Here is a 1,024-nt window from a genome sequence, read left to right as displayed (position 1 = left end):
CGTGGGGGAGATTGGYAGTTCTACCCATCGGGTTAGCTTGCCTCACAGATGGTCATCGTTTATCGCCGATGGACGATGACCGAATCCCCCTCCGAAACAGACGGATGCCGCTCCGCGCCGGCCAACTGCGCCCCGGACAGCCGCACCGTTGCCGCGCGGCTTGCCGCGTTATCCCACCCGGCACGCATCGAAATCATAAAGCACCTGTCAGCCAGCAACTCCTGTTGCTGCCGTGAAGTCGTCGATCGTTTCGATCTGGCGCAGTCTACCGTGTCACAACACCTGAAGATACTGGTCGAGGCCGGGCTGGTCCGCTTCGAGCCCGATCGCCAGCGCTCGCGCTATGCGGTCGACCACGCCGCGCTTGCCGATGTTTCCGCATCGGTCGCCGCGCTCGTCAATTCCTGCTGCTCCGGCCGCTGAAAATAAGAAGAAGGCACCAGAAATGGCCGAAAAAACCGTCTCCGACTCCTCGACCTTCAAGACGCTGCTCAATCTGTGGCCTTACATGTGGCCGGCGGATCGCGCCGATCTCCGGGCACGGGTCACCTGGGCGACGCTTCTCTTGGTTGTCGCCAAACTGACGCTGGTCGCTGGTCCTTATTTTTTCAAATGGGCGACCGACGCGCTGGCCGGCGACGCCAGGTCTGTGCCGCCGCTGCCAACCTTCCTGCTGGCGCCCGTCATGCTGGTCGTCGCCTACAACGTCGTGCGACTGGTGCAGCTTGGTTTCAACCAACTGCGCGACGCACTGTTTGCCCGCGTCGGCCAGTACGCGGTGCGCCAGCTCGCCTTCCGCACCTTCGTCCATATGCATGAACTGTCGCTGCGCTTTCATCTCGAGCGGCGCACCGGCGGCCTGTCGCGCATCATCGAGCGCGGCACCAAGGGCATCGAGACGATTGTCCGATTCATCATGCTCAACACCGCGCCGACCATCCTCGAATTCGCGCTGACCACCGGCATCTTCGCCTACACCTATGGCTGGAAATACGTCGTCGTCGTCGCGGTCACCGTCTGGGTC

Annotated in this window: 2 protein-coding genes; both read left to right on the top strand. The window is 62.4% G+C overall.

Annotated elements, in window-relative coordinates; genetic code table 11:
* Positions 1-75 precede the first annotated feature (75 nt).
* The gene (locus ACXJ7R_RS34140) at positions 76-423 is read left to right on the top strand and encodes an ArsR/SmtB family transcription factor (protein WP_457155640.1); all 348 of its coding nucleotides are present in this window, start codon (positions 76-78) and stop codon (positions 421-423) included.
* A gap of 22 nt (positions 424-445) precedes the next feature.
* Positions 446-1,024 (top strand): ABC transporter transmembrane domain-containing protein (locus ACXJ7R_RS34135; protein WP_457155639.1); only part of this gene is annotated, 579 nt, incomplete at its 3' end.

The sequence above is a fragment of the Mesorhizobium sp. P5_C1 genome, from assembly GCF_054049815.1.
Note: the sequence above shows the minus strand (reverse complement) of the source record. Positions and strands in the feature narration are given on the sequence as shown.